Below are 26,489 nucleotides of genomic sequence, written 5' to 3'. Positions count from 1 at the left end.
TTTGATAAGTAAAGTGCAAGTTTTTCCTGTTCTGTTGGTTTCCTAGTACATTTGCGCTTTTTATAGACTTAAACCTCACCTTACCAAAACTCTTGAATAAACTGCTTTCTTCGCTCGGCGTTTCTTTGATAGTTCTCTGGATTTCTTTGATAATATTCTTGGTGTTCTGCTTCAGCAGGATAAAAAGTTTTTGCAGCCTCGATGGTTGTTACGATCGGCTGATCAAACCTTCCGCTTGCCTGCAAGCTGTCTCGACTTTTCTCAGCAATCCTTTTTTGCTCTTCATTAAAATAAAATATGACCGGACGATAACTGCTGCCACGATCTTCAAACTGACCAAAAGCATCTGTCGGATCTGTTTGCTGCCAATAAATTTCTACTAATTCTTGATATGAAATGAATTCTGGGTCGTAAATAATTTCTACCGCCTCAGTATGGCCTGTATCGCCGCTCTTTACTTCTAAATACGTTGGATTTTCTTTCTCACCGCCAGTATACCCAGAAATCACTGATTCAATTCCCGGCAATGAATCAAAGGGTTTGACCATACACCAAAAACAACCTCCTGCAAAAATTGCTCGCTCCATCTTTCTCACCTATCCTTTACATTTATTCATCCACAGGGACGATGGAACCGCCCCATTTCTTTTCAATCCATTGTTGAACCTTAGCTTCATGCAATGTTTCAACAATTGTTTTAATGTCTTTATTGTCCTTATTCGTCGTTTTCGTCGCGACAATATTCACATATGGCGAATCGTTTTGTTCGATCATCAAGGAATCCTTCACTGGATTCAGTCCTTTTTCGTAAGCAAAATTAGAATTAATCGCGACTAAATCCCCTTCATTATTTTCATAGGCTGAAGTCAGTAATGTCGGATCCACACTATGATCAAACACCAGATTTTTAGGGTTTTCAGTAATATCCTCAAAGGTCGCCTGATCAATTTGTATCCCAGGTTTAATTTTGATCAACTTATTTTTTACAAAGATATTTAAGACTCGGCCCCATTCAGAGGGCACATTTGAAACAATCACTTTTGCTCCATCGGGAATAGCAGCAATTTTCTTTATTTTGTGTGAATAAATGCCCATTGGTTCAAGATGGATCGCCCCCACATTTGAAAATTGATACCCATTTTCTTTCTTTTGCAAATTGAAGTACGGAACCGTTGAAAAATAATTGGCGTCAATATCCCTGTTTTCCAACGCCTTATTCGGTAAAACATAATCGTCGAACTTGACGATCTCTAGATCGATCCCTTTCTTCTTCAATTCCGGCTTAATGTGCTCCAAGATTTCTTCGTGGGGAGTCGGCGAAGCACCGATCTTTACCTTATCCGTCTTCTCTGCTGAACCCGAGCCGCAGGCAGCTAATAAAGTCACACAACCTAACACCAATAAAACCAAACCAATTTTTTTCATACAAACACTCTCCCAATTTTTTTGACAAATAAAAAAAATATTCATCCCTTTACCTATCAGCATCCTGATAAATAAAGGGACGAATATTTTCGCGTTACCACCCTTATTCGTATTATTCTCACAAATAATACCTCAACGGTACAAACATACCCGGCGATGTAACGGTCGCTTCCCGTCCAGCTTGCGTGAACAAACTAAAGGCTCAGAGCTCATCTTCATTGATTTTCCACGATCCCTCTTTTCACCTGCCGAGGGTCTCTTTAATCGTCTATTAGTCAATTACTCTTCTCTTCAATGCTTCATTATTGATTTACGTTATTCTAATATAAACAATCTTGCTTTGCAACAAAAAAAGAGCGAAAACTCCTCAACTTTTAAATTGAGGAGTTTCACCTCTATCGTGTTACCTGTGGCAAAGTCACAAGCTCTGTCAGTTCATTGATAATAATATCCGCTTTACTCTGATCCATAAAGAACCCTTGTTTCAAAGCAACCGTATAAATGCCCGCCGCTTTAGCCGCAGCAATCCCTAATGTTGAATCTTCCACAGCTAGGCAATCATCACAGGCTAAGGCATCGCGGCTGATCAAATAGATTTCCGGATTAGGCTTGCTTTCCTTTAACTCTTCCCCACTAATAGTATATGAAAAATAGCGTTCCAATTTGCAGTCGGATAACATTTGATCAATTTCTTTGCGTGGGGATGACGATGCTAATCCAATTGCGATATTTTCTACTCTCAATTGTTCTAATACTGAGGGCACGCTTTCTCGAATAGCCTTTGAAAAATCAATTCCGTGTTGCTGCTTGTAATGAAGGTACTCTCGATGAAGGCGATCACGTGTGATCTCATCATTAGGAATCAGCATTTCCCATGTTTGTTTTTCTGAGTTTCCTACATAATCTTCAAATTTATCAGAGCCTGGTTGAATGCCTTTAGACTTAAAAAAATCCATTCGACGTTTAAAATAGAAAGGTTCACTATCAATTAGCACACCGTCCATATCAAATATTACTGCTTTTCTCATTCTCTCACCTAGTCCTTCACAATATCATTTAGTAAGCGAAGCTCTAACAAAGGAAGCTCAATCGTATATTCCTTCTCAACCTCTTGAAATGCTTGATGGATCAACTCCATATTATGTCCCTCTTTTTGAACATATTCTTTGATATCTGCTTGTTCATCTACACTTTCTTTGCGTAAAATACGTTCGATCATTGAGCAGCAGTGCATGTAAAGCAAGAACAATTGATTGTTTGAAAATTCGATCCCCATTAGTTTTTCGAGTTCTTTGACGGCCTTTTGTACCAATCTCAAAACCTTCGTTGCATCAAGGATCGTTAAATTCTCTACGATCTTGTTAATCGAGAAATTGAAAATCAATTGACTCTTGAAGGCTTCACTATCAATATCGACTTGTTCATGCAATAGCTCCGCAAATTCTGAAACGGCTTCTCCGTTGATTAATTGATCCAACCCAATGTATGGAACTTGATTGATTTTCGGGTTTTCTGTCCCAACGATCATCAAGACATCATACAGCTGAAATGGAGTCTCATACATTTTGTTCTCAGCTAATTTTTTATAGTCATAGGGTAGGATGGTCAATTCCTTTGCAGAATCACCTAAGCACTTCTGTAGAATTTCTTGGATTTGAGTGGCGCTTCCTATTCCTGTATAACAGCAGGTAATGATTGCTTTTTTCTTATTTACCTCTGGGATGATCAGTTGCTTTTGTATACGGTTTTCGACAGTGATGGCCTCATAAACTTCGGTGACACTGTTGCCGTTGACAATATGTTCTCCGACTTCCAATACAAGCGGTGTACTGACATTATCAATAATAACCAAAGGACTCTTAATATGATTTGAAAGACGTTCCCCCAATTGATTGAAGGAACCCATATCTACTAGTAGGATCAATCCTGAATCTGTACGATAATCATTGATATAACGAATAATCTGTGTTTCAACCTTGTCTAAGGTGATATTGATGGGCATATCATAGGCCTGAAACACATTTTTCCCTAGCATCCGATTCACGACATTCGCCAAACTGCTGGCCGTCGAATAGCCATGGGCTAGTACGATACATTTTACGTCATTCGGAAGGTCGCTGATCTGTAAACTATAAAAATAAAAGGTCACAAAAACAATATCTTCATCCAATAATCGCTGATCCAACTGCTGGGATAAATAGCTCAATAGCTTTTTAGCATACCAAAATGGCGTTTCTAAAAATGAATCCAAGAATTCCATCAGCTCATTTTTTTGTTCCTGCCAGCCATAATCACTATCTAAAATATCTGTATTATCCTTTAGATAAAGATAGCTTGCTAAAGAAACGACCCGATTCCCATCCTGTTCAAATCCGTAGTTCTCATACATCATATCCAGTGTTTGTCGAATATGATAAGTCAGCACGGAATACAATGATTCCTCTTTTTCATACGTTCCTTGAAAAATAAATTCGTCCATCATTTGTGTCACACGACTAACAGTATCCTCAATGAATTCTTGCGGCTGACTCTCTTTCTTCTGGACCTTTTTAAATTCTGATACGACTTCATCAAAAAAATTACGAAGCAGCTGTGTCTCTTTGCTTTCCAAGTGAATTTGCTGAGTCGTGTTAGGTAAGTATGTGCGATCTGACATTTTCTTCTTTGGTTTACTAAACTGTTCTTTGAATTTTAGATTGTACTCTAGTGGCAAATCCTTTAACCGAACAAAGATCGTCTGGCTATTCTTCTGATGTACATAGGCATTTCCACAGGCGTATTTGATGATATTCTTGATTTTCCCGACATTTCCTTCTAGATCACTGTTCAATAAGAAATCAATCATTTGATAAGAAACCTGCAGCTCCTTATCCAAAATGCTGCTTTCTGTAATAAAGAAGGAATCAATCAAGCGCAGCCGCTCAGATTGCGGCCGATTTTGAAATTTGGGTAAGGTAACAATAACTGGTAAACGCCTCAAAAAAGTGGGTAAAAAAGCTGAATAAACGTTCTCCGTCGTTGCAAAAATCAAGCGGACATTCGCTTTTCTTCGAATACTGGTGTCTCCCATGGGCGAAAATTCACCTGTATCCATGAAGGTAAACAGTTTTTCCTGCCCTTCTTCAGATAAGCGATGAACTTCATCTAAAAATAAGATACCGCCATCTGCTTTTTCGATCAGCCCATTATGCTCATGATCCGCTCCGGTGAAGGCTCCTTTTGTATGTCCAAACAACGCGGAGGATAATAGCTCTGGATTATTAAAGTATTGAGCACAATTATAGGCAATAAATGGAGCATTTGATTCAATTACCTGCTGTTCCTTGGCGTATTCATAAATTTTTTCTGCCAAAAAGGTTTTCCCTGAACCGCTTACACCCATCAATAGAATCGGTAATCCGTTATGAGGATACAAGACAGCCGTCTTGATTTGATCGATTGCTTCCTTTAAACTGCCATTCGCACCGATGATTTCTTCAATGGCATTCCCACGGTCTTGTGCAAATAATTCCTTGATCGATTCATACTCCGCTTTGTCTATCTGAATAGAAGCGTTTTCTAATGCTCTTCTATGTAAAAACAAAACAGGATAGCTTTTTATCTTTATCAGTTCTCCCTCACGAAATGCTTGATTCAAATAACTGCTGATGGTACTTCGATTAAGTTGCAGTGATTCAGCAATCTTATAAGCTGAAAACGCCTCATCTGATCCTTCTTTGAGATTCATCGTTAACTCATATAAATAGTCATCCAGTTCCTTTTTCATTCTCATCACCTGCTTTTCATCGATTTTTGTACCCTCAACCTTATTTTATAGCATTTTCTTTATCTAAGGGATTCATTTTTTATAAAACGAAAAAACCGAGATAAAGTATCTCAGTTTTTTCGCAAAGTTTTTTTGCGACTAGTAAGAAAGTTTCCACATATAACGACGTTTTGTAAGAGGATGTTCTCTCGCATAGGACAGTTCTTCAGCATAGACTCTGAATACTGCCGTGATTACAAATGGGTTAAAGTAATCTAAAACTTCTTTTTCAACGAAAGCGGATAAGCCGTAATCTAATGCATCGACAACCTCTGTTTTTGCATCAAAACGATCTAAGAAGGCTAAGGCGCGTGAATCAATCGCCCGTGTCTTTCCATCGTTCATCAATAGGATAAATGGAACATCCTTATCAACGATCTCAAACGGGCCATGGAAGAATTCTCCTGCATGGAAAGTACCCGAATTGATCCATTGCATTTCCATCATCAAGCAAACGGAAGAAGAATACGCTACCTCATGAGTGGCTCCGCTACTCATGATATAAATAACTTTTTCATCTTTAAAGCGTTGCGCAAATTGTTTTGCTGCTTTACGCGCTGATTCTGCACTTTCCTGAGCTAGATCATAAATCTTGGCAAAACCGTCCATCATTTTATCGTAGTGTTCATAGCCTTCCACCTGATTTAATAATTCAACCGCTAGTAGTAAGCAATAACCTGTTTTTTCAAGTTTCGCTGCATAGTTTTCAGCAAACCCATGATAAATAACATAATCTGCATCTTTTGTTAACGGTGCGTCAACGATTCGTGTTAAACTAATTACTGTAGCACCTTTATCTTTGGCAATTGCATTAGCTTCTACTGTTTCTGGAGTTGCACCTCCAAGTGAAGCTGAGATCACCACTGTGTTCTCATCGACCGAAGTTGGTGTCGCAAAGTTGAATTCGTTGGCTGTGTAGTGGCTAATGCGTAATTGTTTCGCATTTTGGTCTAAAAAGTATTTTGCTGGATACAAATCTGCTTTTGACGCCCCGCAGCCAACGAAAACAACGTGTTTCACTTCTGTTTTCCCTACTATTTCTTTGATAATTTCTTTTGCTTCCATCGTTGAATTCATTTTCTGAATTCCTCCTCAGTTTTCTTTTTTTATTTAGAGAAGCATCACTATGTTTTTCCTTTCCATAGCTTCGCTCCAACTATCTGATTTAAACGAAAATCCCTAAAGCGCTTAAAATTAATCCGCCGACAATACAAATCAGCAACATCACACTTGTGTTGACCTTCTTTTGCAGCAGCCAATACATGAACATCGTCAAAGCAAATGGCAGCATCTGCGGCATAATATTGTCTAGGACATCTTGCAATACAAATGTCTTCCCAAATTTAATTGGCGTAGTGATTCCGATCATGCTGGCGATCATTGCACCAATAACCATCAAACCGATAATGGAACACACATACATCACGCGGTCCATCAAACCACCTTCATATAATCTTGTTAAATATTTATTCCCCATATTGTACCCAAATTTCCCACCATAATAAGTCACGAGAAAAGAAGGAACAAATGAAATGATCATCGCTAAGATTGGTCCTAAAATACTGCCTTGCTGCGCCAAATTAATTCCCAAGCCAAAGGCCAAGACACGAACGGTTCCTTGGAAGAAGGAATCCCCGATACCAGATAATGGACCCATTAATGACGTTTTAACCGAGTTGATCGTATCCGGATTAAATCCTTCTTGATCCTCATAGTATTGCTCTTCCATTGAAGCTGCTAATCCTAAGACAAAGGCACTTGTCTGCGGTGTACAGTTGTAATACAGCATATGACGTTGGTAAGCTTCCTTCTTCAAGTTTTCATCCTTTGGATCCTTGTAGATACGGTCCAATGTTGGTGCAATCCCGTATAAGAAACCCATATTCATCGCACGTTCATAGTTCCAAGAGTCTTGAATGGCCCATGAGCGCCAGAAAAATTGCCAATATTTACGACCATTTTGATCCTTTTCTTTTGCCATTTTCTTAACCTCCTTTTATAGATCATCCAGTGCGTCAGGTTCCTCAGCGGCACCACCGCCGCCACTGCCACCAGATTTATTCGCTTCAATTTGGTACATCACAAATGCGACAATTCCAGCAAATAGTGCCACGCCGGTAATTCCTAAGCCCGAATAAGCAGTAATCAGGAATCCTAAAACCAAAAACGGCATCATTTTTTTAGACAGCATCGTTTGCAACAGTAGAGCAAACCCGTAGGCTGGCAATAGTTTACTTGCTAAGCTTAAGCCATCAGTGATCCACTGAGGAATCGCATCCACAATCGACTTAACTAAGTCCGTTCCAAAATAAATGGCTAGGAATATCGGGACAAAATACATTAAGGAATATAGGATGGTTCCCCATACAATATGGATATGCTGCACCCTTTTGAACTTTCCTTCCTCAATTAACGAATCGGCTCGGTGGGTCAAACTAGCCAAAACCGTTCGCATCAAAATTCCCAATAATTGCCCTAAAATTGCGATCGGAATCGCAATGGTCAAAGCTGTCTCTGCATTTGAACCAGATAAAATTGCAAAAGCCGTTGCGATAACTGCACCCAATGTCATATCTGCAGGGACGGCAGCTCCGACCTGAACGACACCTAATGAAATCAATTCAATGGATGCCCCTACTAGCAACCCTTTCTCCAAATCCCCTAACGCTAGACCAACTAAGGTCCCAACAATTAACGGCCGTTCGAAGTTCAGTCGCCCCAACAAGCGGGAGTCTAACATGACAAACACACCAATCAATCCTAAAACTATTGATTGAACCAACATTTAAAGCCCTCCTTTTAAATTAATTTATTTAAATCCTCTGATTTAGAGGTTGGTATCTGCTGCATATATTGCTTCACACCCATCTCCTTCAATTTTCTAGCTTCCTGCTGCTCCTCTTCATTCAAGAAAATCGCACTGCCAAATTGCTTTCCATCATTGGTTTTTGGTATCCCGCCATAATTGATTTCCTTGATCTTAGGATAGGCCTCGCAAAAGGCTAGTGTCTCCTTCGTATTTCCGAAAATCAGCATAATATTTTCGTTCAATGTTTCTACTTTAGGCATTTTTGACAAAGCCTCTTCAACAGTAAAAATGTTTAATTTTACACCAGTTGGTTTTGCCAGATTTAGTGACATTTTCTTGAATTCATCCGTCGCAGCTTCTTTATTGATTACGATAATGCGGTTGATTCCCTGTGACTTGGTCCAAGAAAATACTACTTGACCATGTAATAAACGATAATCAATTCGTACAAGCTTAATCATAAATCGTCCCCTCCAATATTAATTTTTGTTGTTAATAGCTGTTTGCAATCAATCATTCCTTGTCGGCTTTCCTCAAGAATCGCTGCTAGCTGATTTGACTCAATCTTACCAGCTTGCGTCGCAATGGAAATTACCAAGGGTAAATTCATCCCTGCAAATAAATGAAGCTCCGGATGCTCCTGTTGAATCGTTAATAAATCATTATTGACACTTCCACCGAAAATATCCGTTAAAATATACACATCTTCATAACCAATTGTTTGGAGTAGACGCTCTACTTGATTTTTGATCGGCTCATCCTCATCTCGAAACGCTGAAAGAGCAAAAATATTGCCTTCATCACCGATAATCATTGATGCAGTCTGCTTCAATCCTTGTGAAAACTCTCCGTGGCTTGCTAAAATAATCTTGTTCATTCCCTATCCTCCTTATAACTGTTCTCACTTTTATATATAGCAAGTAGCGTGCCAATTTTTGATAGAAGCCACAAACCCTTTATTATCAACACTTAATCAAACGCTTTCAACACATTGTTTGACACGACAAATAATGTGGGCAAGAGTGTTGGAAGGACATTTATCGGTAGGATCAGAAAACTTCTACAATACTCTTCATTGCAAATATAAAGGAATGTGTTTTATTTCTTCTATAATATATAGGATAAAAAAAGGCGCTCAGCAAATCGAATTTGATCTGCTGAGCGCCTTTTTGATTAGTTGTATTGTGCTTTCCACATATAAGTACGTGTCATATAGTCCTTTTTGATCTGGTAAGCCAATTCCCTCATAAATACATTGTTTAAGATTGGAGAGAAAAGCAAATGATTAAAATGCTCACTTACCTTCGGGTCAAATTGATTCAGACCAATGTCGCGAGCATCCAATTGGAATACTTTGCTTCCGCCAAATTCTTTTAAGAAACGTGCGGCTCTTTCATCATTTGATCGACTGCCTCCTTCACCGATAAGCAAGAAAACAGATGTTTCTTCATCAATCACTTCAAACGGTCCATGGAAGAAATCACAGGAATTGACTGTCGGCGAGTCGATTTGCAGCATCTCCATAATGTTGCAAATAGAGAAAATATACGCGGCGCCAAAGGTTGCGCCGCTACCCATGACATGGATAGATTTTGAGTTGCGATTTTTCATCGCCCACTTGATGGCTTTCGTGCGAATGTCTGCTGCCGCTTGTTTATAGATTTTATCCACCGCTTCAAAACTCTCCAATGCCAAACTCACATGCTCATATCCTTCAACGACATCCATCGCCAGCATCGCTATTTTTAACCCATACGCAGCATTCGTCTTCGAAAAATCGCTGCTGTCTACCGCGACAGAATCATAAGCAACTTTGTAATCACAAACCTCTGTTAATTCTGACTCATCGACATATAATGCCAAGGTAGCAGCTCCAAGTTCTTTCGCAAGTTTTGCCGCTTCGATCGTCTCCGGCGTGCCCCGCATTGAACAAACAACAGCTAAAGTATTTTCTCCAACAAAAGCTGGAGGGGCTTTAACAAATTCATTACTAGTAATATTTTTCGAGCGAAGCGTCGTGGCCTCTTGATCCAAAAAATAGTGTCCTGGATAGAACCCTCCATAGCTTCCACCTGCTGCCAACCAAATAACATTTTTGATGCCACCCGTTGCTTGTTTATTTTCTTGGATTTCCTCAATCATTTTTCTTAGTTCCATACTATCTCCTCGCTTTCATTATTAATCCTATGCGTCTTATCGATAAGACAAGTTTAATACGTGTTTCGAAATTTGTCAATACATGTTTATAATGTTTATTCAAACTTGTATTGAAGTTGATATATAGATCGCATTTGCGTATAATAGAAGAAAAGGGGGTGTAGAAATGGCTCAAAAGATTATTAATGAAAATAAGCCTCTTTATTTACAGATAAAAGAGACCATCCTCAGACAAATCAATGATGGCGAATTGAAGCCCGGAGATAAATTACTTTCAGAAGCACAATTTCAGAAAAGCTTCTCTGTCAGCAGAATTACTGTACGAAAGGCGATTGACGAGTTAGTAGAAGAAAACTATTTGATGCGCCTTCAAGGTAAGGGCACATTTGTTAAAGAACAGGCTGAAACTCAACAAAAATCCTTATCACTAACGCAAGTTTGTCTAGAACAAAGGAAAAAGCTGACTTCTGAAGTGATTTCAGTTATCGAATGTCCTGTACCCACAGATTTCGCTGATTTATTCAACTCAAAAGAAGCTATTTTAGTTGAGCGTCTTCGAAAAATTGATGGGGTGCCGATTATGTTGGAAAAAAATTACCTCCCGTTAGCTTTTACTTTTTTATTGGACACTGATTTGTCCGGATCACTATACCAAGTACTTGCTTCTTTCAGTATTGATCCGCAATACAAAGGGCTAAATCAAGTAGCAATCAGTCAACTGACCGATCAAGAAGCCAAATTATTTAATGTACAAAGTGGGCTTTCTGTTATTCACCACAAAGGGACCGTTTACGATTCAAAGAACCAGTTAGTTCTCGCTTCAGAAGAGCTCGTTCGCGTAGATCTTCCTGATTTATTTAAATATTATCTATAAAAAAGTGGTGCACTTCTTTTTATCAGAAGCGCACCACTTTTTTAAATCAACTTTTGTTCCTTCTGAATCGATACTATTCTTTGGATAAAGCATCTTCGACCGCTTTAATGATCGTCACACTACTTTGGGTAGCGCCGCTAATAGCGGCCACTTTCAAACTCTGTTCGTCAATAATTTTGTTAACGATTTGTTCACCATCTTTGCCTAATCCGGTCATATGATCTTCAATTTTTATCGATGCTATCTTCCCTTCATTGACAAGCACATTCACTTTCGCTGAAACTGGGCTGATCTTAGCTGTTCCTTCATATTCTCCATTTGCTAGTCGCGCAATATCTACGTTCTGAATGGTTACTTTCTTTAATGTTTGTTTTGTTAAATACGAAGCGCCTAGTTTCACACATAAAACAACGATCACAAGAATAAGTAATACAATAATTAATTTCTTTCCCATTTTCTGACTCACTCCTTTAAGGTATCCGTACCAACTCTGCTAAATCAATATAATCTGCTTTTCCTTCACTAACTACTGCTTCGATCGCTTTTTCAATATCCAATTTTTCCTCCTCTTCCTTCTTTGCGCTGCTTTTACTAATCATTTTTATGATTAGCTTTTCCGGTAGTTTCAATTGTTCTTTTACTAGTCTTCCTCTTAAATGAACATGCTCCGCGTCTGGAAAAAGTTCGATTATTCCTTGTTGAATTTCCTCCAGCTTTTCTTGATCATAAATTGAAGTAAGCCCAACTGAGATAATTACGAGGGATTGGTTTTCTGTTACTTTCTTTTTCACTTCCTCCAAACCTAAAACATTTCCAGCATAAACGCTGCCAAAATAATAAACCCTATCTACAGATGCAAGTTCCATCGATGTGAGATCAGTATATTCTAGGATTGGGTAGTCATTTTCTTTGGCAAAAGCTTTTGCATAGATTTCTGAACTCCCCTTTTTTGTTCCATAAACGACTATATTTTTCATCGTAATTCCTCCTTTTTGCCTTCTATCGACTCTAACGCTTCTAGTTTCTCTACTCCTGCGTACATTTTCATAAAGATAGAGAAGAAAAGTTCCAACTCTTCATCTGAATATTCGGCAAAAATAGCGGTTAATGCGCTTTCATGCAGACGACTAACTGATTGAAAATAATCCTCACCTTTATCCGTCAAAAATAAATCCATTCGTCGTTTATCACGTTCACTGCGGGATAGTATTAGCAGCTCTTTTTTTTCTAGAGCAACTGCTAATTTTTTTACATTTTGCCTTGAACAGCCTAAAAGCTCACCGCAACTTGTCAGATCCAAGGTTCGACCGGGTGCCTGCTTGATCATGATCAGGACCATAAATTGTTTAATTGTCACAAATGGATCTACCTTATCAAAAGAGGTTTGCAGGCGATTGCCAAGAATAAACATACTTGCAAAAATTGCTCGTTGCTGGTTATCACGTCCCTCATTAAAGGCTTCGGTTAAACGTTCAATAGACATTACCCTTCCTCCCACTTCTCATAATTAAGTAACTTGTTACCTATATTCTACCTTGAGTTGAAATGAGAATCTATAGTCCTTAGGTCTTATTTTAAGAATAAAAGAAAACAATCATAAGAAAGCCCTTTTATATGATTTTTTGACTTTTTTAAGATTTTATATGTAATTTCGCTTAATAAAAATGTATAATAAACTCATATAAAGCGTTTTACTTCTTAGGAGCGCCTGAAATTTTTTCCTTTAGGGGGAAGTTAATTGAAAAATTCAATCATCAATATCGATAAACGTCATAAAGATATTTTAGACATACTAGAAAAAAAGGAGCATATGACTACATTAGAACTATCTGAAGCTCTGGATGTCTCCCTTAGTACCATTCGTCGAGATCTGCATTTATTGGAAGAAAAAAATGATATCATTCGCAAGTTTGGCTATTGTATCTTTAATTACGAAAATAAACCGGACACAGAGCAATCCGGTCCGGTTCGCATCAAACAAGCCCTCGCTCAAGAAGCCAGCAAATACATACATGATTATGACACAGTCTTCATCAATTCTAGCTCCACCGCGATTAAAACCGTGGACTATTTACATTCTGAGCACTTAACAATCATTACGAATAACTTAAAAATCAATTATGCTACTCAAAATCCCGAGTACAATTTTGTCTTAACTGGAGGGGAAATGCGGTTTCCTAAAGAGGCTTTAGTTGGGGATGTGGTTATCAATCTTTTATCTTCCATCAATGCCGATGTCTGTGTGGTGGGCTGTAGTGGAATCGATATTGAAAATGGGGTAACGACGAAATTCATGAATGAGGCAACCATCAATGAAATGATGGTTCAAAGAACAACTAGATGCAAGATTTTGGTTGCGGATCATCGCAAAGTAGGACAAACATCAAAATTTAAAATGGCAGATATTTCTGCCTTTGACTATTTGATTACAGATCAATTCAGTTCAGAAGAGGTTTTAACTAAGATTCAACATATGGGGGTCACTGTCGTTCAAGTCACTTAAAGGAGTGTCATTCTTTGGGAAAAACAAAACAAGTTTTGCTTTCCACTGATCTTATTTTCATTTTCTTATTCACTTATGGCTGTTCAATTACTCTTGCCGCTTTTTTTCTAGCTAGTCCGCAGGATTTGTTAGTGGGCATGCAGCATATTGTTCGCTCACCTAGTAATTTGATTACAGATTATGTCCACATCGCTGGTGTGGGTTCCGCATTTTTAAATAGCGGCTTATTGACATTAAGTAGCCTTTTTCTTTTACGGAAGCATAAGCACCATTTTTGTTCATTAACTGTTTCTGTCATCATGATGCTATCCGGCTTTTCCTTTTTTGGAAAAAACATTGTCAATTCAGCCCCAATCATTCTAGGCTGCCTGATTTATTTGAAGATTCATCATTCAGGAAGACAGGATTTACTAGTAATGGGCCTGTTAAGTACATGTCTTTCACCTATTGTCAGTACGATTTATAGCGCACCAAATCATTCATTGCTTTTAAATATAGTCATCGCATTGATTACTGGCCTGCTGATTGGTTACACAATTCTTCCGATTTTTGAATTTTTGAAAGTCCACACTAAAGAGCTAAACCTTTATAATATGGGGTTCTCTGCTGGTTTTATCGGTGTCCTTGGAAACTTGATGACAAGAAATGTTTTAGCGATTAAAATTGTCCCGCATACGTTATCTTTCGAACATCATCAGCCCCTTCTTTGGTTTTTGATCGCCTTATTCACGTTTCCACTGCTCATTTTTCTTTCCTTCTACAGAAAAAATGCCGCACATTCGAAGCATCTGCTTCTGGATCTAAAAAAAATCGCGCGCTTTTCACTCTATGGCTATTTGGCCATTATTTTTACTCTTATGCTAAGAGTGCCATTAAGCGGAATCTTGGTGGGGGCTATTTTGACCTTTGCGGGCTTCAGCATGTACAACTTCAAATTTCGTTATTTCTTTTTTCCTGCGCTAGGTGTTTTTCTTACCGCTTTATTTCTATACCAAGACGCGGCCACGACCAACAACATCGTGATTATTCTTTTCGCCAGCACACTTTCACCAATGACACGGAAATACGGGCTGCTGACAGGTACACTTTCCGGCGGAATATTTTCCTTGATTACTAGAAACACTCAGTACTTGACTGCAGGCATCAACCTATACAATTGTGGATTTGCCGGTGGGATTACTGTTTTATTAATGGATTTTGTTCGTGTTCAATTTTATAAAAACAGTAAATTAAAAGTGTATTTTCAGTCTCTGCATTTGAGAATCATCCATGTCGAAAAACAGTTGGCAACCAAATGGATGGAAAAGGTAGGAATGCTCTTTTTCAAGTCCAAGATTACAAGAGACGATCAATCTTAACGATTGAACCCATTCTATAAAACTCTATTAAAAGTAGCTTAGTTAGCTGCTTTTAATAGAGTGAAGTATCAGGGAAATGGAAGAATCAAAAATCACCCGCGGAAATGAAATCGACTCTTATCATCCTTGATTCACACTAAATATTCGTCTTCACCAGCGCTTTTTGAATCGGCCCAATCGTTGCCAACACTTCCTAATAGCGCCAAAGGGTGAGGCTTTATTCTTCTGATTTGCCTTTTCCTCAAACTTTATGAATAGTTCAATACACTTTGGATCTGTTTCCTGATTGAGTTGGGCATCTAAGAGATGTCCCTTCTCAGGTATAACTGTTAAAACAAAAGAATGCAGCTGTTCTTGTGAAAAATCACGAATCGTCGTGCCTGTTGGCAGACTCACTACTCGTTTTATTACACTTGGTTCAATCATTTTTTCTTCAACCATAGTCAATTTAGGCTCAGTCAAAGAGCTAACGCCAGTATCTTCTAATCCTTGATTGTACACTTGTGCTTCGATTTCATCCTCTTCTTCGTCACTGGAAAGTTGTTCCATACTTTCATACGGGGCTTCTTCACTCGTAGTATCAAAAATAATGGTTTCTATCTCTTCGAAAAAGCTTGCTGTGACTAATTTATCAAAAAGACGAGCACCTTTTTTTCTGAAAAGTTTAATGGTCGTCAATTTCTCTAAAGAGGCTTTGATTTGCTCTGGCGGAAGCTCAGTATTTGCATCATTCACTCGTACGATATGTTCTTTACCAAAACTATTTTCAAATGTTGCGGCCAATTCTACCAAATCTTTCCTTCCCTTCTCGTTAGATTTTTGTGATATTCGCTCAAGAACCTACTAGTCCTCTTAACGGTGTCATAATCACTTGGTTCATTACTTTTTCAACCTTTTCTTTGATAAATGATTTTGCTGCGAATAAGTGCAAGTAGACCAGTTTCCATTCTTTTGAAGAAAAATATTCTTTGAAATAAACATAATAGCGACGCAAAGTACGAGAAGTTTTGCTCTTTAGAAATATTCTGCGTACAAGTTCTTTCATAAAGAAGGAGAAGTCCTCTCCACCAATCTCATCTCGAACTTGAAGCGCTACCAAAAATTGGATCGTCGACTTGGCGTCACGAGTATCTTGATAATAATGATTCATACGTTTTTCAATCGTCTTTGGTTTAAGACTAAAGAGTTGTTCCGGGGTAAATAGCGGTTTTTTCATTATCGATAGCTCCTTTTTTCTCTTTTTCAGTGATCACGCAATGACTATAATCCTAAGAAAACAGCCTTGTCAAATGCCATTTTTCTAAAATATGGTTTTTCACAAGCGGAGAAACTTGGGATACTAAACATTCGATACCAAAAAAACTCTTTTTTTAATTTGAAATAAACGAAAAAAGCATAAAGCGTTCAAGTGTGTTATTTATTCTTTTTATCATCAGATAAAAAAATAAGCACAAGATTTCTCTTAATAAGCTATTGCCTTATCCTTGTAATTTTTACTATAATCTCCGCTTGTATCCTAACCATTTTCTGTATGAAATATCCAAAATTTGTAGATTAATTATAATTTCTAAATTTCTATTTTTATATTAACTATTTATTGATAGAATAAATGAAAGGACTATTGGAAAGGAGAAAATTATGCGTGGAACTATTTCCTCTGATCGGCGTGTTTATCACTTCGAGTCCCCCTTCTTTCTGCAGGGAGAAAATGGCTTAACGATTAGTCAGCTGCGAGCGCTCTTCATCAAAAATCTATTAAATAATCCGCGAGCAAAATACGTCACTGAGAACTATGCCCTTGAAAAGGATCATCGTCGAATCAGCATTTGGCGGAAGGATGGCAAAACTCTTTCTGAAGAAGAGTTGCTAAAAATCGATACCATCGTGCCTCAAATCTTTGAAACACATTAATATTGACTTTAAAATAATAGACTCTTAAAAAGCATATGCGTGAAGTGTATCCTCATGCGTGTGCTTTTTTGATCAACAAAAAAGCCCGATACCTCATCTTGAAGAGGATCAGGCGCTGCCAATTAATTTTCCTTTTTCAATAGCATCAAAAACTGTTCGCCATAGTTGTCAAGCTTACTCTTGCCGACCCCTTTGATCTGCAAAAATTCTAATGACGTTTGGGGCTGTTTCTCAGCCAATTCTGTTAGCGTTTTGTCTGAGAAAATAACGTATGGCGGTAGATTTTTTTCTTGTGCCAGTTGTGAACGCAGGCTTCGTAATTTTTCAAAAAGCTCATCATCCGCCACTAATTGCTTCACTGGTGCCTGCTTACGATAGACTTCTTTTTTTCCTAGCAGCACTGAGATTCCTTGTTCAGACACAGAGAGCAATGGGTATTGTCCTTTTGATGGGATCAGATACTGTTCTGCAGTGAGGTAATCAATCAGATTGGCTACTTCCTTTTGAGAATGCTCCTTCATCAATCCATATGTGGGCAACTCATGAAACTTCCACTGATTTATTTTTTGATCATTTGACCCAGTCAAAACTTTGGCAACTAGCGCTTTGCCGAATTTCTCACCCATTCGCTTCACACAGGACAACACCTTCTGTGCTTCGATGGTAATATCGACCTGCTCCCGCTCATCCAGACAATTACTGCATCTGCCGCAATCCGGCTGATCTTCTCCAAAATACTTTAAAATATAACGCTGCAAACACATCTGCGTGTGGGCATACTGATTCATCTCGCGTAGCTTAGTATATTCATTTTGCTGATACGTAATTTCTGATTGAGATTGCTCAATAAAATAGTGCTGAATCTGAATATCTTGAGGCGCATACAGTAAGACAGCCTCACTGGGTAAGCCATCCCTTCCGGCACGACCAGCCTCTTGATAATAAGACTCCAAATTACCAGGGATTTGTGCATGAATAACGAATCGTACATTGCTTTTATTTATTCCCATGCCAAAAGCATTTGTCGCGATCATTACTTCGATCCGATCAAATAGAAAATCCTCCTGATTCTTCAACCGCTCATCTGGAGTCAATCCGCCATGATATTTTCCTACAGCGAATTCTTGATGCTTCAATAAATGATATAAGCGATCAACTTCCTTACGAGTTGAGGCATAAATGATCCCAGATTGTCCTTTGTTTAATTTCAAATACTCTAGCAAATAGAGATCCTTTTGTTCCTTTACGACTTGAAAGGCCAGATTTTCACGAGCAAATCCTGTTTTCACTTCATTTTCTTTTGCAATGTGCAGCAAACTAGAAATGTCCTCTGCTACCTGTGGTGTTGCCGTGGCAGTCAAAGCAATGATAGTTGGCTGCTGGTCAAAATTTTCGATCGTCTCTGCCAACTTTAAATAGCTCGGCCGAAAGTCGTGTCCCCACTGTGAAATACAATGAGCTTCATCCACCGCTAACAGCTCGATGGGAACGTAACGTAACAATTCACGAAAATCTGCTGATTCTAAACGTTCAGGTGCGACATATAGCAACTTGATCTCACCACGAGCCGCTTGCCGCAAGCGATCATTCATCTCCAAAGTGGATAACGTACTATTGATAAAAGCCGCTGGAATTCCTATCTCATTCAAACTGTCTACTTGGTCCTTCATCAAAGAAATCAAGGGAGAAATGACTAAGGTCAACCCTTCCAAAACCAATGCCGGCAGCTGATAGCAAATGGACTTCCCACCACCAGTCGGCATGATGCCTAAGACATTTTCCTTTTGCAAAACTTTTTGAATAATTTCTTCCTGACCGCTCCTAAATTGCGTATAGCCAAATTTTTCTGCTAATAGTTCCTTCATTCGATCCATGCTGATATCCTCTCTCTAACTGTTGGTTCTACTTAAAAAATAATATGTACTGAAAAATGAGGCGACGGAGAGTCTCTTCCGCCGCCTCAAAAAATATGCACTATCGAATGTGAAAAATCTTTTTATTTCTTCTTCGGTTCATCCTCGTCCATTTTCAGAACGGCCATGAAGGCTTCCTGAGGAACTTCGACTGAGCCGATTTGTTTCATTCGTTTTTTACCTTCTTTTTGTTTCTCTAGCAATTTACGCTTACGGGAAACATCCCCACCGTAGCATTTCGCCAATACGTTTTTACGCAGTGCCTTGATATCGGTACGAGCAACAATTTTGGTTCCGATTGTTGCTTGGATCGGCACTTCGAATTGTTGACGCGGAATTAAAGTTTTTAACTTATCAACGATTGCACGTCCGCGTTCTTGAGCAAATTCTCGGTGAACGATAAAGCTCAATGCATCGACTTTTTCAGCATTTAACAGGATATCCATTTTCACTAAGCGGCTCTCGCGGTAGTCCGCCATTTCGTAATCCAATGAAGCATATCCTTTAGTGCTTGATTTTAATTTATCAAAGAAATCAAAAACAATTTCTGACAGCGGAATATTGTAGACTACGTTTACCCGGTAATCATCCAAGTAATCCATCGTGATAAACTCTCCGCGTTTACGCTGTGAAAGCTCCATTACCGCACCCACGTAGTCATTTGGAACCATGATATTTGCCTTTACAAAGGGTTCCTCAACATTTTGAATTTTAGATGGATCTGGAAAGTCAGACGGGTTATCTACCACTAATTGTGTGCCATCTGTTAGGTTTACATGATAAATAACTGATGGAGCAGTTGTGATCAATTCCAAATTGAATTCACGTTCCAAACGCTCCTGTACAACGTCCATATGCAGCAATCCTAAGAAGCCACAACGGAAGCCGAAGCCTAAAGCTTGAGAAGTCTCTGGTTCAAACTGCAGCGCCGCATCATTTAATTGTAATTTTTCCAGCGCCTCCCGTAAATCATTGTAGCGAGACGTATCGATTGGGTACAATCCGCAGAATACCATCGGGTTCATTTTGCGATAACCATCAAGGGCTTTTTCCGCTGGATTATTGGCAAGAGTCACTGTATCCCCGACACGAGTATCTTGAACAGATTTGATGCTGGCAGTAATATAGCCAACATCCCCCACCATTAAGTAATCACGCTGGACTGCTTTTGGTGAGAAAACACCTACTTCGGTTACATCGAAGGTTTTTCCGTTACTCATCAATTGAATTTTGTCACCCGGTCGAACAATACCGTCAGTGATCCGAACATTCAAAACGACACCACGGTAGCTGTCGTAGACCGAGTCAAAGATCAAGGCTTTAAGTGGTGCTTCTAAATCACCGCTTGGTGCAGGAACATTTGTTACAATTTGTTCTAAAATTTCGCTGATACCAATTCCCGTTTTCGCGCTGGCTAAAACAGCGTCTTCGGCATCAATCCCAATTACGTCCTCGATTTCTTTGCGCACGCGTTCTGGGTCTGCAGCTGGCAGGTCGATTTTGTTGATAACAGGCAAAATCTCCAGATCATTATCTAAAGCTAAATAAACATTTGCTAGTGTTTGTGCTTCGATTCCTTGCGCAGCATCAACAACTAAAACGGCTCCTTCACAGGCAGCTAAGCTTCGCGATACTTCATAAGTAAAATCGACATGTCCTGGTGTGTCGATCAAATGGAAAATATAGGTTTGTCCATCATTAGCTGTATAATGCAACTCAACAGCATTTAACTTAATCGTAATTCCCCGCTCACGTTCAAGATCCATTGAGTCTAACAACTGCTCTTGCATTTCACGGGAACTTACAGTATTGGTTTGTTCTAAGATTCGGTCAGCCAGCGTAGATTTGCCGTGATCGATATGGGCAATGATCGAAAAGTTTCGAATCATTTCTTGGCGTTTCTTCATTTCTTCTATATTCATCAAAGTTCCTCATTTCTTTTAATCAGCACTGTCAATTATACCAACGTTTCTAGTAGAAAAAAAGTCTTTTCCCCTATTTCTCAAAGTCGGTAAGAGAAAAATAATCATGCTTTTGCTATACTTAGAATGTAATCCAAAATCAGCATTCAATTCTACTTCATGCTTTAGCATGTTAGTAGAATGACATACGTGATGAACATCAGAATTATTTTTCCTGAGAAAAATAATCACATTAATAGGAACTAGGATTTCAGTTCTACTTCATGCTTTAGCATGCTAGTAGAATGACATACGTGGTGAATATCAGATTTATTTTTCCTCAGAAAAATAATTACATTAATAGGAACTAGGAGATGAAAGAATGGATAGTGACTTTAAGAAAAACTTAGTCTTGAAGCCAGTTGGAGAAGAACATTTAGCGCAGTACGATGAATTACTCAGCTATGTTTTTCAAGTTACAGAAAGTGATATTGAAAACAGCGGATATGAGAATAAGCGGGAAATGGTTCGGGCAAAGAAGCCTGTATTGGAACAATCCAAAGTTTTTGGCTGGTTCCACGATGAAAACTTGATTTCTCAGATCGCTATTTATCCCTGTGAAGTTAATATTCACGGAAAATTGTTTCAAATGGGCGGCGTGACTGGGGTCGGGACGTATCCTGAATATGCCAATCATGGATTGATGAAGGATTTGATCGAAAAAGCCTTGATCCAAATGCGGAAAGACCGCCAATGGATCTCCTATTTATATCCATACAATATTCCCTATTACCGTCGCAAGGGCTGGGAAATTATGTCGGACAAACTCAGCTTCAAAATCAAGGATACTCAGTTACCGAAACAAGTTGATCTGCCAGGCATCGTTGAACGCAAGGAAGTCGATGATCCAGATGTTTATCAGGTGTACCACGAGTTTGCTTTAAACAACCACGGGGCAATGATTCGCAAAGAGCTTAACTGGGAAGAATATTGGCGTTTCGAAAATGAGGAAGAACGGATCGCTGCGATTTATTATGATGCGGATAAAAAACCGACAGGTGTACTTTTTTACTGGATCTCAGATGAAGTTTTCCATATTAAAGAAATGTTTTATTTGAATCAAGAAGCACGAAACGGTCTGTGGAATTTTATCAGCGCTCACTTCTCAATGGTCTACTGGGTAAAGGGAGATATTTTTAAAAATGAACCTCTCTCCTTCCTGCTCGATGATAGCGAAATAACAGAAACGATCGCACCTTTCTTCATGGCGCGAATTGTTGATGTGAAGGAATTCTTGTTGGAATATCCTTTTGAAAAACCAGTAGAGCCCTTCTATTTTGTCGTCGATGATCCGATTGCGGAATGGAACAATGGGATATTCGCACTTAGCTGGGATGAGGATGGCAAATTGCATCTTTCAGATGAACCGAAAGGCAAGCGAATTCGTTTGAACATTCAAACATTAACCTGCATGCTGATGAATTACCGTCGTGCTGCTTACCTTGCACGGATCGAACGGCTGGATGCCGACAAAAAGGCGATTGAATTATTAGAATCAACAATACCAGATATGGAGGCTTATTTTAGTGACTACTTCTAAACATATTTATTTTGCTGCACCTTTATTTGCGCAAAGTGACCTATTTTATAATCAATATTTAGTAAAAAAAATTAGAGAACTTGATGACAACCTGACCATTTATTTGCCACAAGAAAACGAAGGAATCAATGATAAATCGGCTTATGCGGACAGCAAAATGATCGCTCTAGCTGATACTGATGAAGTATTAAAAAGTGATCTGATGGTGGCGTTATTAGATGGCTTAACAATTGATGCGGGTGTCGCTTCAGAAATTGGTGTCGCTTATGCAAAAGGAATTCCTGTGATTGCTTTATATACGGATTCTCGGCAGCAAGGCGCGGACAATCAGCAAAAGATTGACGCGCTACAAACGCCAGCAGAGAATCAATTTCATTATTTAAATCTCTACACAGTGGGCCTGATTAAATTAAACGGTACAATCGTTAGCAACGAAGAAGCTCTATTAGAAGCAATCAAATCTTATTTAGAAGGTAGTGATTTCCGTGACTTATAAAAAATATCGGCTAGCTTTATTGATATTCGGTGCTCTTTGTCTTATTTATAATATTTTTGAATTTGTTATTGGTAAATACTCCACGAAACAAGGAGTCATTTTTGTCATTGAATGTTTAGCAGGGATTGCACTGATCTTCTTACCAGAAATAATAGAAAAGCTTTTTAAAATTGTTTTACCTGAGAAAATCATTTATTTCTATTGGTTCTTTTTAGTGATCTCGGTCTTTCTAGGAACATCGCTGCACATGATTTCCATCATTTCTTTCTGGGATAAAATTTTGCATACGGTTAGCCCAATGGTCTTAACGGCGATGGGCTATGGACTGCTTGGTTTCTTTATGAAGGATGCGGACATCAGTAAAACTTCTCCTTGGTTGTTCTTGCTGTTTGGTTTTGCCTTTGCCGGTGTTTGTGGCGTCTTCTGGGAGTTTTGGGAATTTCTCTGCGATACTGTTGCGGATATGAATCTTCAGCGATATGCAACTTCTGCAGGCGAACTATTGGTTGGCCGAGCTGCTTTGATGGATACGATGGGAGATCTTTTAACCAATACGATTGGTGCGGTTCTCATGGGTATCTATGCGAGGATTCAAAGTCGCGGCAAGGCGGCATATTTTGAAGAATATCGCTTAAAGAAAATTAGTAAATAAAAAGGTTCAAAACCGAGCACTATCGGTTTTGAACCTTTTTCTACTTTTCATCTGGATGAACGTTCTCTTTCATCGTATAGGAATCTAGCACTATTTTGATAATTCCAGTTCGTTTGAGCATGCTCTCTGGAATCTCGTCGAAAGCTGCTCCCTTTGCGGCATGATCCATTAAAACATGCAATGCTTTTCTTTTCTCTTCCAAATCCTCCACTATTTCTGCTTTACCAAAACCTATCAAGCTTTGATAAGCATAGGAATAGGTCGCTGCATTCATGGTTCCTTCCACAAGCTTATGATTCCCCTCAAGCTCAACAGCTACTCTAGGGTCATTCTTAATCATCGACACCTTTTTTCCTTCAGTAGCACCATGAACAAAAAGTGTTAGCTGATCGTTCTCCCACTCATAACCATAGTTAACCGGTACAACATATGGATAGTCCTCTCCGTTCAACGCAATTCGTACGACTTGTGCTTCTTCAACTAAATTTTGGATTGATTTCCTATCGGTTACTTGTCTTTTTTTTCTGCGCATAATCAGCCCTCCACCTTTTCCATTTCTTTAGTCTAATCATAATAGATTAGAAATTAAAAAGAAATCTTTTTTTTAGTTAAAAAAACTGAAAATTGATAGACTGGGGTTTGTCTTTTTTAGTAGGAAAAACCTTTTCTAATCAACGATTTTCCTCTTTTTTTGTGTGATTTTTTGTACTAAAATAGCTACTGTAATTATTTGAAAATTTGCTGAAAATGAAAGGCGTGTCGATTTTGATTGAAACTGTCGTATTTGATATCGATGATACTATTTACGATCAACAAGAACCATTTCGCAAGGCGGTCCAAAAATTATTTCCTTTAGTAAGTGATGAGGATATGCTCCCCCTTTACACTCGTTTCCGTGTACACAGTGACGCAAACTTTAACAAGGTTATCACACAAGAATGGTCACTGGAATATATGCGGTCTCATCGTATTAGCCAGTCTCTGAAAGATTTGGATTATCCTCACATTACTGATGAAGAAGCACTAGCGTTCCAAGAAGTCTATGAAGTTGAACTTGACGCGATTACCATGCATCAAGAAGTGGAAAAAACTCTCGATTTTTTGAAAAAGAGAAAAGTCCCCATCAGCATCATCACGAATGGCCCAACGGATCATCAATACAAAAAGATTTTACAGCTAGGACTATTAAATTGGGTAAACGAAGACAATATCATTATTTCTCAAGCGACGGGTTACGAAAAACCTGACGTGGAAATATTTGATCTAGGGAAAAAACAATTTGACTTAAACCCTGAATGCTCTTTATATGTGGGGGATAATTTTAATAACGATGTCATTGGATCAAAGCGTGCGGGTTGGCAATCTCTTTGGCTAAACCATCGCAACCGCCAATTACCAAAGGGAACATCGCAAATTCACGATATTGAATTAACTTCTTTCGATCAATTGTTACCAACATTCCAACACATTTTTGCATAGAAAAAGGCACGGATGATTTCCGTGCCTTCATTTTAGCTTAAGTAAAGCGATTGACTACCCATTCTTTGATAAATTTTTTCAAAGTCCTGTCGGTCAACAATTCGATTTTTATAACCATAGGGATCATTCACGTACACATGATCTTCATCTACTCCGGTAACAACAACCGCATGACATAAAGGGGAAACACGCACCTCACCGCTAGTCGTCTGCCATGTCATAAAATCACTGGCTGTTGGTACCTCAAAGTCAACTGTTGTGACTACCCAAACAGGAGTGCCCGCTTGAATAAGGTTTACTAATTCAGAAAAAGACGTGTCACTGCTAGCAACAACTTCCTGATTCGTTCCAACGATTTCCTCTGCTACTTGAGCAATTGGTTCCACCGCTACACCCATTGCGTCGTAGCCTTCATAGATATTTCCCACAAACCCTTCGTGAGGATTGCCTCGAATGTCTTCTGCTTCATTTTCATAGACAGGGACATAGTTCAACAAGTCTGCCAGTTCGTTCTTATCCGTACCGTAATCGTAAAAATTCAACAACATGGATAATGCTGTGACTTCACAGCCATTTTCCAAAGGAATACTGCCTGTATTTTGGTTTTCTAAAGGAACGTCGATCAATGATGTGCTCGTACTTTGATTATCAGCAAGTAAAATTTCTGACGGCGCTGTCTTTTGTACGTCGCTACTGTCTGCTTGTGATTGCTTGTCCTGATAGAAGAACAAGCATCCAGACAGAAGAATACAAAGAAGGCATATCCAGTTAAATAAGCGTTTGATCTTCCTCACCCCAATCATTCATTTCTCTTAGAATGAGTATCTCAAAGCTAACTTAAATGAAACTAAAAACAGCTGTCAAAAACCATTACTAGTTTTTGACAACTGTTCTATTGATGATCTTCATCGTATTCCATCTTACGGTATTTTTCCATCTTTTTACTGAACAACACACCGTTTGAAGGTGGCGTGTAAGTGATAGCATTGGCCCCCGCTTCAATCGTTGCTTCGATCGTTTCCTCATCTGGACCACCAGTCGCAATAATTGGCAGTTCTGGATAAGTTTTTCTGAAATGCTTAACAGCTTCTACAGTATCTTTACCAGCGCTGATATTAATAATCTCCACCCCAGCAGCAAGCTTTTCTTCAATTTTAGAATACTTTGAAGTGACCGTAGCGATTACCGGAACATCCACAACGTCATAAATTGCTTGAATCGTCTCTACAGGCGTCGGTCCATTGACTACCACACCTAAGCTTCCTTGTGATTCCGCAAACATTCCCATGTAGGCGGAGCGTGCTCCGTGAGTCAGTCCACCCGCAACACCAGAAAACACTGGGATATCCGCTGCTTCAATAATACTTTTCGTGATTGCTGGATGCGGCGTAAAAGGATAAACAGCAATTACTGCATCCGCATCCGTGTTTCGAATAATCGCGATATCTGTCGTAAAAATGATCGAACGAATCAATTTGCCAAAGATGCTGATCCCTGACGCATTTTTAATTACTTTCGGTACACGAACGATATCTTGACGTAATTCAGTCATAATTTCAGGTACATATTTATCTGCCATTCAAACTCATCTCCCAATCAACTTCAT

At 38.9% G+C, this 26,489-nt stretch carries 28 protein-coding genes and 1 other annotated feature; of the genes, 8 read left to right on the top strand and 20 right to left on the bottom strand.

All coding sequences use genetic code 11. From position 1 onward, the window contains the following. Nucleotides 1-80: 80 nt before the first annotated feature. The 10 genes from msrA to RV13_RS08310 form a co-directional block, all read right to left on the bottom strand. Nucleotides 81-587 (bottom strand): peptide-methionine (S)-S-oxide reductase MsrA, encoded by a 507-nt coding sequence (msrA, locus tag RV13_RS08355; protein ID WP_010744712.1) that lies wholly within the window; start codon nucleotides 585-587, stop codon nucleotides 81-83. Between the two features lie 22 nt (nucleotides 588-609). Next, the gene (locus tag RV13_RS08350) at nucleotides 610-1,425 is read right to left on the bottom strand and encodes a MetQ/NlpA family ABC transporter substrate-binding protein (RefSeq protein ID WP_060789291.1); all 816 of its coding nucleotides are present in this window, start codon (nucleotides 1,423-1,425) and stop codon (nucleotides 610-612) included. A gap of 72 nt (nucleotides 1,426-1,497) precedes the next feature. Further along, nucleotides 1,498-1,729, bottom strand: a binding site (T-box leader). Between the two features lie 91 nt (nucleotides 1,730-1,820). Then, a complete protein-coding gene (locus RV13_RS08345; RefSeq protein ID WP_010744710.1) occupies nucleotides 1,821-2,453 on the bottom strand; it encodes an HAD family hydrolase in 633 nt (210 codons plus the stop codon). Nucleotides 2,454-2,461: 8 nt separating this feature from the next. Continuing rightward, nucleotides 2,462-5,191, bottom strand: a complete 2,730-nt coding sequence (locus tag RV13_RS08340; RefSeq protein WP_010744709.1) for a sigma 54-interacting transcriptional regulator — start codon at nucleotides 5,189-5,191, stop codon at nucleotides 2,462-2,464. 138 nt (nucleotides 5,192-5,329) lie between these two features. Further along, nucleotides 5,330-6,307: an SIS domain-containing protein gene (locus RV13_RS08335; RefSeq protein ID WP_010744708.1), complete on the bottom strand. Its 978-nt coding sequence runs from the start codon at nucleotides 6,305-6,307 to the stop codon at nucleotides 5,330-5,332. 88 nt (nucleotides 6,308-6,395) lie between these two features. Then, nucleotides 6,396-7,211 carry a PTS system mannose/fructose/sorbose family transporter subunit IID gene (locus RV13_RS08330; RefSeq protein WP_010744707.1) on the bottom strand — a complete coding sequence of 272 codons (816 nt, stop codon included), beginning with the start codon at nucleotides 7,209-7,211 and terminating at the stop codon, nucleotides 6,396-6,398. Between the two features lie 15 nt (nucleotides 7,212-7,226). Further along, nucleotides 7,227-8,015, bottom strand: coding sequence for a PTS mannose/fructose/sorbose/N-acetylgalactosamine transporter subunit IIC (locus tag RV13_RS08325; RefSeq protein ID WP_010744706.1), 789 nt, complete (start codon nucleotides 8,013-8,015; stop codon nucleotides 7,227-7,229). A 14-nt stretch (nucleotides 8,016-8,029) separates the two neighbouring features. Beyond that, nucleotides 8,030-8,500 (bottom strand): PTS sugar transporter subunit IIB, encoded by a 471-nt coding sequence (locus RV13_RS08320; RefSeq protein ID WP_010744705.1) that lies wholly within the window; start codon nucleotides 8,498-8,500, stop codon nucleotides 8,030-8,032. Then, complete coding sequence (locus RV13_RS08315; RefSeq protein WP_010744704.1) at nucleotides 8,497-8,916, bottom strand: PTS sugar transporter subunit IIA; 420 nt, start codon at nucleotides 8,914-8,916, stop codon at nucleotides 8,497-8,499. The genes RV13_RS08320 and RV13_RS08315 overlap by 4 nt, the downstream gene beginning before the upstream one ends. Nucleotides 8,917-9,212: 296 nt before the next feature. Continuing rightward, nucleotides 9,213-10,196 carry a hypothetical protein gene (locus RV13_RS08310; RefSeq protein ID WP_010744703.1) on the bottom strand — a complete coding sequence of 328 codons (984 nt, stop codon included), beginning with the start codon at nucleotides 10,194-10,196 and terminating at the stop codon, nucleotides 9,213-9,215. 166 nt (nucleotides 10,197-10,362) lie between these two features. Between RV13_RS08310 and RV13_RS08305 the strand changes: the two genes are divergently transcribed. After that, nucleotides 10,363-11,070, top strand: a complete 708-nt coding sequence (locus RV13_RS08305) for a GntR family transcriptional regulator (RefSeq protein ID WP_010744702.1) — start codon at nucleotides 10,363-10,365, stop codon at nucleotides 11,068-11,070. A 73-nt stretch (nucleotides 11,071-11,143) separates the two neighbouring features. Here RV13_RS08305 and RV13_RS08300 read toward each other — a convergent pair whose 3' ends face one another. The 3 genes from RV13_RS08300 to RV13_RS08290 are packed head-to-tail and all read right to left on the bottom strand — an operon-like array spanning nucleotide 11,144 to nucleotide 12,553. Further along, entirely contained in the window at nucleotides 11,144-11,524 is a 381-nt protein-coding gene (locus RV13_RS08300; RefSeq protein ID WP_010744701.1) for an FMN-binding protein, read from the bottom strand. A gap of 16 nt (nucleotides 11,525-11,540) precedes the next feature. Then, nucleotides 11,541-12,047 (bottom strand): flavodoxin domain-containing protein, encoded by a 507-nt coding sequence (locus RV13_RS08295; protein ID WP_010744700.1) that lies wholly within the window; start codon nucleotides 12,045-12,047, stop codon nucleotides 11,541-11,543. Beyond that, entirely contained in the window at nucleotides 12,044-12,553 is a 510-nt protein-coding gene (locus RV13_RS08290; RefSeq protein ID WP_010744699.1) for a MarR family winged helix-turn-helix transcriptional regulator, read from the bottom strand. The genes RV13_RS08295 and RV13_RS08290 overlap by 4 nt, the downstream gene beginning before the upstream one ends. Before the next feature lie 255 nt (nucleotides 12,554-12,808). On the opposite strand from RV13_RS08290, the gene RV13_RS08285 reads away from it, so the two are divergent. Then, the gene (locus RV13_RS08285) at nucleotides 12,809-13,573 is read left to right on the top strand and encodes a DeoR/GlpR family DNA-binding transcription regulator (RefSeq protein ID WP_010744698.1); all 765 of its coding nucleotides are present in this window, start codon (nucleotides 12,809-12,811) and stop codon (nucleotides 13,571-13,573) included. Between the two features lie 14 nt (nucleotides 13,574-13,587). Next, complete coding sequence (locus tag RV13_RS08280; protein ID WP_010744697.1) at nucleotides 13,588-14,931, top strand: DUF1576 domain-containing protein; 1,344 nt, start codon at nucleotides 13,588-13,590, stop codon at nucleotides 14,929-14,931. A 150-nt stretch (nucleotides 14,932-15,081) separates the two neighbouring features. Here the strand turns inward: RV13_RS08280 and RV13_RS08275 are convergent, their stop codons facing one another. Both RV13_RS08275 and RV13_RS08270 read right to left on the bottom strand, forming a co-directional pair. Beyond that, entirely contained in the window at nucleotides 15,082-15,723 is a 642-nt protein-coding gene (locus RV13_RS08275; protein ID WP_010744696.1) for a DUF2922 family protein, read from the bottom strand. A 40-nt stretch (nucleotides 15,724-15,763) separates the two neighbouring features. Continuing rightward, the gene (locus RV13_RS08270) at nucleotides 15,764-16,147 is read right to left on the bottom strand and encodes a hypothetical protein (protein WP_010744695.1); all 384 of its coding nucleotides are present in this window, start codon (nucleotides 16,145-16,147) and stop codon (nucleotides 15,764-15,766) included. Between the two features lie 422 nt (nucleotides 16,148-16,569). Between RV13_RS08270 and RV13_RS08265 the strand changes: the two genes are divergently transcribed. Continuing rightward, nucleotides 16,570-16,842: a hypothetical protein gene (locus RV13_RS08265; protein ID WP_010744694.1), complete on the top strand. Its 273-nt coding sequence runs from the start codon at nucleotides 16,570-16,572 to the stop codon at nucleotides 16,840-16,842. A 122-nt stretch (nucleotides 16,843-16,964) separates the two neighbouring features. On the opposite strand, the gene recQ is transcribed toward RV13_RS08265, so the two are convergent. After that, nucleotides 16,965-18,716 carry a DNA helicase RecQ gene (gene recQ, locus RV13_RS08260; protein WP_010744693.1) on the bottom strand — a complete coding sequence of 584 codons (1,752 nt, stop codon included), beginning with the start codon at nucleotides 18,714-18,716 and terminating at the stop codon, nucleotides 16,965-16,967. A 122-nt stretch (nucleotides 18,717-18,838) separates the two neighbouring features. Next, entirely contained in the window at nucleotides 18,839-20,677 is a 1,839-nt protein-coding gene (gene lepA / locus RV13_RS08255) for a translation elongation factor 4 (RefSeq protein ID WP_010744692.1), read from the bottom strand. A gap of 361 nt (nucleotides 20,678-21,038) precedes the next feature. Here lepA and RV13_RS08250 point away from each other — a divergent pair, with 361 nt between their 5' ends. Genes RV13_RS08250 through RV13_RS08240 form a run of 3 tightly spaced genes read left to right on the top strand, consistent with a single transcriptional unit; the run spans nucleotide 21,039 to nucleotide 23,404 of the window. Beyond that, nucleotides 21,039-22,256 (top strand): GNAT family N-acetyltransferase, encoded by a 1,218-nt coding sequence (locus RV13_RS08250; protein WP_010744691.1) that lies wholly within the window; start codon nucleotides 21,039-21,041, stop codon nucleotides 22,254-22,256. Beyond that, nucleotides 22,243-22,752: a nucleoside 2-deoxyribosyltransferase gene (locus RV13_RS08245; RefSeq protein ID WP_010744690.1), complete on the top strand. Its 510-nt coding sequence runs from the start codon at nucleotides 22,243-22,245 to the stop codon at nucleotides 22,750-22,752. Before RV13_RS08250 ends, RV13_RS08245 begins: the two co-directional genes overlap by 14 nt. After that, complete coding sequence (locus RV13_RS08240; protein ID WP_010744689.1) at nucleotides 22,742-23,404, top strand: DUF2238 domain-containing protein; 663 nt, start codon at nucleotides 22,742-22,744, stop codon at nucleotides 23,402-23,404. The genes RV13_RS08245 and RV13_RS08240 overlap by 11 nt, the downstream gene beginning before the upstream one ends. Nucleotides 23,405-23,444: 40 nt before the next feature. Here the strand turns inward: RV13_RS08240 and RV13_RS08235 are convergent, their stop codons facing one another. Continuing rightward, nucleotides 23,445-23,936, bottom strand: coding sequence for a pyridoxamine 5'-phosphate oxidase family protein (locus RV13_RS08235; protein WP_010744688.1), 492 nt, complete (start codon nucleotides 23,934-23,936; stop codon nucleotides 23,445-23,447). A gap of 215 nt (nucleotides 23,937-24,151) precedes the next feature. Here RV13_RS08235 and RV13_RS08230 point away from each other — a divergent pair, with 215 nt between their 5' ends. Beyond that, nucleotides 24,152-24,883, top strand: a complete 732-nt coding sequence (locus RV13_RS08230; RefSeq protein ID WP_010744687.1) for an HAD family hydrolase — start codon at nucleotides 24,152-24,154, stop codon at nucleotides 24,881-24,883. 32 nt (nucleotides 24,884-24,915) lie between these two features. Here the strand turns inward: RV13_RS08230 and RV13_RS08225 are convergent, their stop codons facing one another. Beyond that, nucleotides 24,916-25,686, bottom strand: a complete 771-nt coding sequence (locus tag RV13_RS08225) for a C39 family peptidase (protein WP_010744686.1) — start codon at nucleotides 25,684-25,686, stop codon at nucleotides 24,916-24,918. A gap of 89 nt (nucleotides 25,687-25,775) precedes the next feature. Next, nucleotides 25,776-26,462, bottom strand: a complete 687-nt coding sequence (locus tag RV13_RS08220; protein WP_010744685.1) for a beta/alpha barrel domain-containing protein — start codon at nucleotides 26,460-26,462, stop codon at nucleotides 25,776-25,778. Nucleotides 26,463-26,489 lie beyond the last annotated feature (27 nt).

The organism is Enterococcus raffinosus (assembly GCF_001886185.1).
In the GTDB taxonomy this organism is placed as follows: Bacteria; Bacillota; Bacilli; order Lactobacillales; family Enterococcaceae; genus Enterococcus_A; species Enterococcus_A raffinosus.
Note: the sequence above shows the minus strand (reverse complement) of the source record. Positions and strands in the feature narration are given on the sequence as shown.

What these genes read in the sequence shown, in the direction of transcription:
- RV13_RS08325 (WP_010744706.1), bottom strand. Translation starts at nt 8,015, where the DNA reads ATGTTGGTTCAATCAATAGTTTTAGGATTGATTGGTGTGTTTGTCATG.
- RV13_RS08265 (WP_010744694.1), top strand. Translation starts at nt 16,570, where the DNA reads ATGCGTGGAACTATTTCCTCTGATCGGCGTGTTTATCACTTCGAGTCC.
- recQ (WP_010744693.1), bottom strand. Translation starts at nt 18,716, where the DNA reads ATGGATCGAATGAAGGAACTATTAGCAGAAAAATTTGGCTATACGCAA.
- RV13_RS08330 (WP_010744707.1), bottom strand. Translation starts at nt 7,211, where the DNA reads ATGGCAAAAGAAAAGGATCAAAATGGTCGTAAATATTGGCAATTTTTC.
- msrA (WP_010744712.1), bottom strand. Translation starts at nt 587, where the DNA reads ATGGAGCGAGCAATTTTTGCAGGAGGTTGTTTTTGGTGTATGGTCAAA.
- RV13_RS08320 (WP_010744705.1), bottom strand. Translation starts at nt 8,500, where the DNA reads ATGATTAAGCTTGTACGAATTGATTATCGTTTATTACATGGTCAAGTA.
- RV13_RS08340 (WP_010744709.1), bottom strand. Translation starts at nt 5,191, where the DNA reads ATGAAAAAGGAACTGGATGACTATTTATATGAGTTAACGATGAATCTC.
- RV13_RS08300 (WP_010744701.1), bottom strand. Translation starts at nt 11,524, where the DNA reads ATGGGAAAGAAATTAATTATTGTATTACTTATTCTTGTGATCGTTGTT.
- RV13_RS08335 (WP_010744708.1), bottom strand. Translation starts at nt 6,307, where the DNA reads ATGAATTCAACGATGGAAGCAAAAGAAATTATCAAAGAAATAGTAGGG.
- RV13_RS08295 (WP_010744700.1), bottom strand. Translation starts at nt 12,047, where the DNA reads ATGAAAAATATAGTCGTTTATGGAACAAAAAAGGGGAGTTCAGAAATC.
- RV13_RS08305 (WP_010744702.1), top strand. Translation starts at nt 10,363, where the DNA reads ATGGCTCAAAAGATTATTAATGAAAATAAGCCTCTTTATTTACAGATA.
- RV13_RS08290 (WP_010744699.1), bottom strand. Translation starts at nt 12,553, where the DNA reads ATGTCTATTGAACGTTTAACCGAAGCCTTTAATGAGGGACGTGATAAC.
- lepA (WP_010744692.1), bottom strand. Translation starts at nt 20,677, where the DNA reads ATGAATATAGAAGAAATGAAGAAACGCCAAGAAATGATTCGAAACTTT.
- RV13_RS08220 (WP_010744685.1), bottom strand. Translation starts at nt 26,462, where the DNA reads ATGGCAGATAAATATGTACCTGAAATTATGACTGAATTACGTCAAGAT.
- RV13_RS08230 (WP_010744687.1), top strand. Translation starts at nt 24,152, where the DNA reads ATGAAAGGCGTGTCGATTTTGATTGAAACTGTCGTATTTGATATCGAT.
- RV13_RS08250 (WP_010744691.1), top strand. Translation starts at nt 21,039, where the DNA reads ATGGATAGTGACTTTAAGAAAAACTTAGTCTTGAAGCCAGTTGGAGAA.
- RV13_RS08315 (WP_010744704.1), bottom strand. Translation starts at nt 8,916, where the DNA reads ATGAACAAGATTATTTTAGCAAGCCACGGAGAGTTTTCACAAGGATTG.
- RV13_RS08345 (WP_010744710.1), bottom strand. Translation starts at nt 2,453, where the DNA reads ATGAGAAAAGCAGTAATATTTGATATGGACGGTGTGCTAATTGATAGT.
- RV13_RS08350 (WP_060789291.1), bottom strand. Translation starts at nt 1,425, where the DNA reads ATGAAAAAAATTGGTTTGGTTTTATTGGTGTTAGGTTGTGTGACTTTA.
- RV13_RS08270 (WP_010744695.1), bottom strand. Translation starts at nt 16,147, where the DNA reads ATGAAAAAACCGCTATTTACCCCGGAACAACTCTTTAGTCTTAAACCA.
- RV13_RS08225 (WP_010744686.1), bottom strand. Translation starts at nt 25,686, where the DNA reads ATGATTGGGGTGAGGAAGATCAAACGCTTATTTAACTGGATATGCCTT.
- RV13_RS08235 (WP_010744688.1), bottom strand. Translation starts at nt 23,936, where the DNA reads ATGCGCAGAAAAAAAAGACAAGTAACCGATAGGAAATCAATCCAAAAT.
- RV13_RS08310 (WP_010744703.1), bottom strand. Translation starts at nt 10,196, where the DNA reads ATGGAACTAAGAAAAATGATTGAGGAAATCCAAGAAAATAAACAAGCA.